Here is a 6,334-nt window from a genome sequence, read left to right on the forward strand (position 1 = left end):
TGCCCGTTCTGTCGGCCGTTCAATCCGCCGCGCGCGTGGTCAGAGCGTGAGCAGGGCGTCCAGCGGTACCCCGCGCAGCTCCGGCTCCAGCCGGGTCCTGCCGCCCAGGAATCCCAGCTCCATCAGGACCGCCACGCCCACCACCTCGGCGCCGGCCCGGCGGACGAGCTGGACCGAGGCCTCGGCCGTGCCCCCGGTGGCGAGCACGTCGTCGATGACGATGACGCGGTCCGCCGCGTCCAGGTCCTCGGCGTGGACCTCCAGCTCGGCGGAGCCGTACTCCAGGTCGTAGGTCTGGGAGAGCGTGGCACCGGGGAGCTTGCCCGCCTTGCGCACGGGGATGAACCCGAGGCCCGCGCGGACGGCCACCGGGGCGGCCAGGATGAAGCCGCGCGCCTCCAGCCCGACGACCTTCGTCGCGCCGTACCGCGTGCACAGCTCGGCGAGGGCGTCGGTCAGCACCGCGAAGGCCTTCGGGTCGGCCAGCAGCGGAGTGATGTCCTTGAACACCACTCCCGGCTTGGGATGGTCGGCGACATCACGGATACGGCTGAGCAGCAGTTCCCGTGTGGTGTCGTCGGTCATCTGCGCCTCCCGGACGGGCGGCCACGGCCGCCGCGGCCGGTCCGCGGGCCCGGAGCGACGGCGCCGGCCGCGGCCGGTGCGGCCTCACCGGGCTCGGCGTCCTCCGCATCGTCCTCGTCGAGCGCGTCGGCCGCGCCCTCGGCCGGCTCGCCCTTGGCCAGGGCCGCCGCCCGCTTGTTGAGCACCCGCTTCTTCAGCGCCTTGATCTGCGGGTCGCGTTCCTTCAGGTCGGCGACGAGCGGCGTGGCGATGAAGATCGAGGAGTACGCGCCGGCGGCGAGGCCGACGAAGAGCGAGAGGGAGATGTCGTTCAGCATGCCGGCGCCAAGGAAGCCGCCGCCGATGAAGAGCAGACCGGCCACCGGCAGCAGCGCGACCACGGTGGTGTTGATCGAACGCACCAGGGTGCCGTTGATCGACCGGTTGGCGACCTCGCTGTAGGTCCAGCGGGTCTGTTTGGTGATGTCCTTCGAGCCTTCCTTGAGGCTGTCGAAGACCACCACCGTGTCGTAGAGCGAGTAACCGAGAATGGTCAGCAGACCGATCACCGTGCCCGGTGTGACCTCGAAGCCCACCAGCGCGTACACGCCGACGGTGATGGTGAGGTCATGGATCAGGGCGATCAGCGCCGCGATCGCCATACGCCATTCGAAGGCGATCGCGAGATAGATCACCACCAGGATCATGAAGATCCCGAGACCTGTCCACGCCTTGTTGGCGATCGTCTCGCCCCAGCTCGGTCCGACCAGGTCGGCGTTGATCTTCGCCTCGTCGACGTTCAGATCCTTGGCGAGCTGCGTCTTGACCCTGTCGGCCTGCTTGGTGTCCAGTTCGGTGACCTGGATCCGCAGTCCGCCGTTGCCGAGCTGCTGGACGATCGCGTCGTGGCCGGAGGCCTCTTCGGTGTCCGTCTGGGCCTGGGACACCGAGACGCTGGTGCTCGGGACGGTGAAGACCGCGCCGCCCTTGAACTCGATGCCCATGTTGAGGCCGCGTACGGCCAGTCCGACGATGGCGGTGATGGTGATCAGGATCGAGATCCCGTACCAGATCTTCCGCTTCCCGACGAAGTCGTAGCCGACCTCGCCGCGGTAGAGCCGGGCGCCGAGTGCGCCGAGTCGCGACATCTCACGCCTCCTTCGGTTCGGTGGGGGCGTTCGCACGGCGGGAGCGGCGCAGCGGCGGCTTGGCGCCGAGCCGCTGCGGGTCCAGTCCGGACCAGGGATGTCCACTGGCGAAGAACTTCTTGCGGGCGAGGACCGTCATCACCGGCTTGGTGAAGAAGAACACCACGACCACGTCGAGGACGGTGGTCAGGCCGAGGGTGAACGCGAAGCCCTGGACCTTGCCGACGGTGACGAGGAAGAGCACCGCGGCGGCGAGGAACGACACGAAGTCGGAGACCAGGATCGTGCGCCGGGCACGCGGCCAGGCACGCTCGACGGCCGGCCGCAGCGTACGGCCCTCGCGGATCTCGTCGCGGATCCGTTCGAAGTAGACGATGAACGAGTCCGCGGTGATACCGATGGCGACGATGGCGCCGCAGACCGCGGGCAGGTTCAGCGCGAAGCCGATACCCGGGCCGAGCAGGGCCATGATCGTGTACGTCATGATCGCCGAGGCCGCGAGGCTGAGGATGGCGATCAGCGACAGACCCCGGTAGTAGGTCACCAGATAGATGATCACCAGGGCGAGACCGATCGCGCCGGCGATCAGACCGGCGTGGAGCTGCTCACCGCCGAGCGCGGCGGTGACCGTGGTGACGCTCTGCTCCTCGAAGGTCAGGGGCAGCGCGCCGTACGACAGGATGTTGGCCAGGTCCTGGGCGGACTGCTGGGTGAAGCTGCCGGAGATCTCGGCGCTGCCGCCGAGCGTCTGGCTCACCGAGGGCGCCGAGACGACGTTGCCGTCGAGGACGATGGCGAACTGGTTCATCGGCGGCTGCTGCTGGGAGAGCTTGCCGGTGATGGACTGGAACTTCTTGGTGCCGCCACCGGTGAAGTCCATCGTGACGATCCACATGCCGCGCTGCGGGTCGAGCACGCCCTTGGCGTCGTCGACGTCCGTGCCCTCCAGCTCGGCGGGGCCGAGGATGTACTTCTCCCAGGCGTCCGCGGAGTTCTGGCCGCAGGCCACGATCGTGTCCTTGGGAGCCGCGCCCTGGTTGGCCTTGGTGCGCTGGGCCTCCTTGGTGCAGTCCAGGTCCGTGAACTTCTTCTCCAGCGCGGCGGTGGCCGGGTCCGGCGGCGTCGTGGCCGCGGGGTCGGCGGGCGCCGGGGCGCTGGGCTCGCCCGAGGCGGAGCCGCTCGGGGTGGGCGTCGCGTCCTTCGTCAGGGCGCCCGTGACGGCGCGGCCCTGGGTGGTGGCGCTCGCCGAGGGGCTTGACGAGGAGGAGGGCTCACCGGCCGTCGCCTTGTCGGGCGAGGCGCTCGACGAAGGGCTGGGAGAGCCGCTCGGGGAGCCGCTGGGCGCGGGCGGCGGAGCGGTCTGCCCCCCGGCCGCGACGGTCAGCACCGGCCGGAAGTAGAGCTGGGCGGTCGTGCCGACCTGCTCCCTGGCCTGCTTCTCGTTCGTCCCCTTGGGGATATTGACGATGATGTTCTCGTCGCCCTGGGTCTGGACCTCGGCCTCGGAGACACCAAGACCGTTGACACGCCGCTCGATGATGCTGACGGCGGTGTCCATGTTGGTCTTGTTGATCGCGTTCGGCTTGCCCGGCGTGTTCTTCGCCTGGAGCGTGATGCTCGTGCCGCCCGCGAGGTCGATCCCCAGGCGTGGCGTGACATGACCGGACCAGAACATCCCGCCCGTGAGGGCGACCATGGCAATCAGGAACAGTGCCAGGGTGCGGCCCGGCCTGCCTGGGGACCCCGCTTGCCTTCGGCCCTTATTAGGTGCTGCCACCTTCTCGATTCTCCCTGTCCAACCGCCCCACGCCGGGTGTGCGCCGGAGCGGCCACGAAGTGTAGTGGGGACCTGCCCCCGCAGAAATCAGCACGGACCGTGAGCCACGACGGACCTCGGTACGGTCCGCTGTGACGGCGTGACTACTTCGCGCCGGTCTCGCCGTCGGCCGCCTTGCCGTCCTTGGTCTCGGCTCCGTCCTTGGACCGGGCTCCGTCCTTCGGCTCGGCTCCGTCCTCGGCCGTGTCGGCCCCGGTCTCCTTGACCAGGTCGACCTTGGAGTCGTCCGGGGCGGCGGTGGCGTCGGCCTCGATCAGCGAGGAGGCGTCGTCCGGCACGACCGTACCGTCAGGCGTGAAAGTGTCGTCGCCGTGCACGATGCGGTTGTACTCGTCGTCGTCCAGGACGGCGCCGATGGCGTTCTTGGCGTATACGGCGTGGACGCCGGGAGCGACCTCCAGGAGGACCGTGTCGTCGTGCACCTCCTTGACGGTGGCGTACATGCCCCCGATGGTGCGGACGCCGGTGCCGGGCTGCATGTCGTTGCGCATCTGCGCAGCGGCCTGCTGCTTCTTCTTGGCCGACCGGGTCATCAGGAACATGGCCCCGATGAGCACGATGAAGGGGAGGAGGGTCACGAGACTCACGGGAGGGAACTTCCTTCGCACGACCGCGCTGTCGAGCGGCCTGGTATACGGGGGTGGGCACGCCGACCTGTAGGGGCGGCATCGGCGGAGTCTAAGCGAGTCCACGTCGTTGGAACAACGCCCGGCGTCGCACGCGGGTTCCTGACCGGACGCGTGTCTTCACCGTTACATCGCCGCAGTACCGCCGTCACGTCCCGAACAGACCCTGCTGTCCGCCCGCGCCGGGCGCCTGCGCCGGTGGGACGAGTCCCAGGTGGACCCAGGCGGCGGGAGTGGCGACCCGGCCGCGCGGGGTGCGCGCGAGCAGTCCCTCCCGTACGAGGAAGGGCTCCGCGACCTCCTCCACCGTCTCGCGCTCCTCCCCCACGGCCACCGCCAGCGTCGACAGGCCCACGGGCCCGCCGCCGAAGAGCTTGAGAAGGGCCTGGAGGACGGCCCGGTCGAGCCGGTCGAGACCGCGCGCGTCCACCTCGTACACCGCGAGGGCCACGGCGGCGACCTCGCGGTTGATGTGTCCGTCGGCCTTGACCTGGGCGTAGTCCCGCACGCGCCGCAGCAGCCGGTTGGCGATCCTGGGCGTGCCACGGGATCGGCCCGCGATCTCCGCGGCACCCTCGGTGTCGATCTCCAGATCGAGAAGCTGGGCGGAGCGGTGGATGACGCGCTCCAGCTCGGAGCTCTCGTAGAACTCCATGTGGCCGGTGAAACCGAACCGGTCGCGCAGCGGCGGCGGCAGCAGTCCGGCCCGGGTGGTGGCGCCGACCAGGGTGAAGGGCGGAAGCTCCAGCGGGATGGCGGTGGCGCCGGGGCCCTTGCCGACGATCACGTCGACCCGGAAGTCCTCCATCGCCATGTAGAGCATCTCCTCGGCGGGCCTGGACATCCGGTGGATCTCGTCCAGGAAGAGGACCTCGCCCTCCTGGAGGGACGAGAGGATCGCGGCCAGATCGCCCGCGTGCTGGATGGCGGGGCCCGAGGTGATACGGATCGGGGCGTTCATCTCCGCCGCGATGATCATGGACAGTGTGGTCTTGCCCAGGCCCGGCGCTCCGGAGAGCAGCACGTGGTCGGCGGTGGCGCCGCGCGCCAGGGCCGCCTTCAGCACCAGGTCGAGCTGCTCGCGGACGCGCTCCTGGCCCACGAACTCGTCCAGCGACTTGGGGCGCAGCGCCGCCTCGACGGCCTGGTCCTCGCCGTCCGCGGACGCGCCGACGAGCCGCTCCGGCGCGTCGACGGGCGTCTCACCGCTGGTGTCGTCCCAGTTCACTCTGTGTCTCACCTCGGGGATAGGGCCTCGGGCGGGCCTCGGTGGTGTCGCGTGCCCGGCGGGTCACGCCCTGCCCTGCCGGGCGGGACCCGATCCGCCGGGCAGGGCTCAGCGCGTTCTGTTCAGGCTCTGGAGCGCGGCGCGCAGCAGCTGCGGCACGGGGGGCTGGGCTCCTGCGGCCAGGGCGGCCTCCGCCTGCGGCGAGACCAGGGCCACCGCCTCGTCGGCCTCACGGGGGGCGTAGCCGAGGCCGATCAGCGCGGCATGGAGCTGATCGCCCCAGGAGGCGGGAGCGGCGGCGACGCCCTGACGGCCGACGACCGCGCCCAGCGGCTCGCCGAGCCGGTCCTTCAGCTCCAGAAGCAGCTTCTGCGCGCCCTTCTTGCCGATACCGGGAACAGCGGTCAGCGCCTTCTCGTCCCCGGTGGACACCGCGCGGCGCAGCGCGTCGGGGCTGTGCACGGCGAGCATCGCCTGCGCCAGTCTGGGTCCGACTCCGCTGGCGGTCTGCAGCAGCTCGAACACCTGGCGCTCGTCGTCGTCCGCGAAGCCGTAGAGGGTCAGCGAGTCCTCCCGCACCACCAGGGAGGTGGCGAGCCTCGCCTGCTGGCCGACGCGGAGAGCGGCGAGCGTGCCCGGGGTGCACTGGACGGCCATGCCGACACCGCCGACCTCGATCACGGCCGTGGTCGGGGCGAGGGCGGCGACCGGGCCGCTGACGAAGGCGATCATCGCGTGACCTTCCGTACGGATGCGACGGTGGGAGCACCGGAGGCACGCGCCGCCGTCCGGGCCTGCTGGGCCGCCTGTGCCTGCTGAAGACGGTCCATGGCGGGCGCACGCCAGATGTGGCAGATGGCGAGGGCGAGGGCGTCGGCGGCGTCGGCCGGCTTCGGCGGGGCGTCGAGCCGCAGCAGCCGGGTCACCATCG

General features: G+C 70.6%; 7 protein-coding genes. All 7 read right to left on the reverse strand.

All coding sequences use genetic code 11. The features are described from left to right. Positions 1–39 precede the first annotated feature (39 nt). Complete coding sequence (locus BFF77_RS00690; protein WP_066942663.1) at positions 40–585, reverse strand: adenine phosphoribosyltransferase; 546 nt, start codon at positions 583–585, stop codon at positions 40–42. Next, positions 582–1,712: a protein translocase subunit SecF gene (gene secF / locus BFF77_RS00695; RefSeq protein ID WP_066942665.1), complete on the reverse strand. Its 1,131-nt coding sequence runs from the start codon at positions 1,710–1,712 to the stop codon at positions 582–584. The genes BFF77_RS00690 and secF overlap by 4 nt, the downstream gene beginning before the upstream one ends. 1 nt (position 1,713) lies before the next feature. Continuing rightward, positions 1,714–3,489, reverse strand: coding sequence for a protein translocase subunit SecD (gene secD, locus BFF77_RS00700; protein ID WP_066942667.1), 1,776 nt, complete (start codon positions 3,487–3,489; stop codon positions 1,714–1,716). A 143-nt stretch (positions 3,490–3,632) separates the two neighbouring features. Continuing rightward, on the reverse strand, positions 3,633–4,136 hold the full coding sequence (yajC, locus tag BFF77_RS00705; protein WP_066942669.1) for a preprotein translocase subunit YajC: 504 nt from the start codon (positions 4,134–4,136) through the stop codon (positions 3,633–3,635). Positions 4,137–4,323: 187 nt separating this feature from the next. After that, the gene (gene ruvB / locus BFF77_RS00710) at positions 4,324–5,403 is read right to left on the reverse strand and encodes a Holliday junction branch migration DNA helicase RuvB (protein ID WP_066942671.1); all 1,080 of its coding nucleotides are present in this window, start codon (positions 5,401–5,403) and stop codon (positions 4,324–4,326) included. A gap of 108 nt (positions 5,404–5,511) precedes the next feature. After that, positions 5,512–6,135 (reverse strand): Holliday junction branch migration protein RuvA, encoded by a 624-nt coding sequence (gene ruvA, locus BFF77_RS00715; protein WP_066942673.1) that lies wholly within the window; start codon positions 6,133–6,135, stop codon positions 5,512–5,514. Beyond that, a partial coding sequence (locus tag BFF77_RS00720; RefSeq protein WP_066942675.1) for a crossover junction endodeoxyribonuclease RuvC occupies positions 6,132–6,334 on the reverse strand: 203 nt, incomplete at its 5' end. The genes BFF77_RS00720 and ruvA, both read right to left, overlap by 4 nt.

Source organism: Streptomyces lushanensis, assembly GCF_001700515.1.
In the GTDB taxonomy this organism is placed as follows: domain Bacteria; phylum Actinomycetota; class Actinomycetes; order Streptomycetales; family Streptomycetaceae; genus Streptomyces; species Streptomyces lushanensis.

Bases quoted from the DNA above. Each gene is read 5' to 3' on its own strand.
- secF (WP_066942665.1), bottom strand. From the start codon at position 1,712: ATGTCGCGACTCGGCGCACTCGGCGCCCGGCTCTACCGCGGCGAGGTC.
- BFF77_RS00690 (WP_066942663.1), bottom strand. From the start codon at position 585: ATGACCGACGACACCACACGGGAACTGCTGCTCAGCCGTATCCGTGAT.
- ruvA (WP_066942673.1), bottom strand. From the start codon at position 6,135: ATGATCGCCTTCGTCAGCGGCCCGGTCGCCGCCCTCGCCCCGACCACG.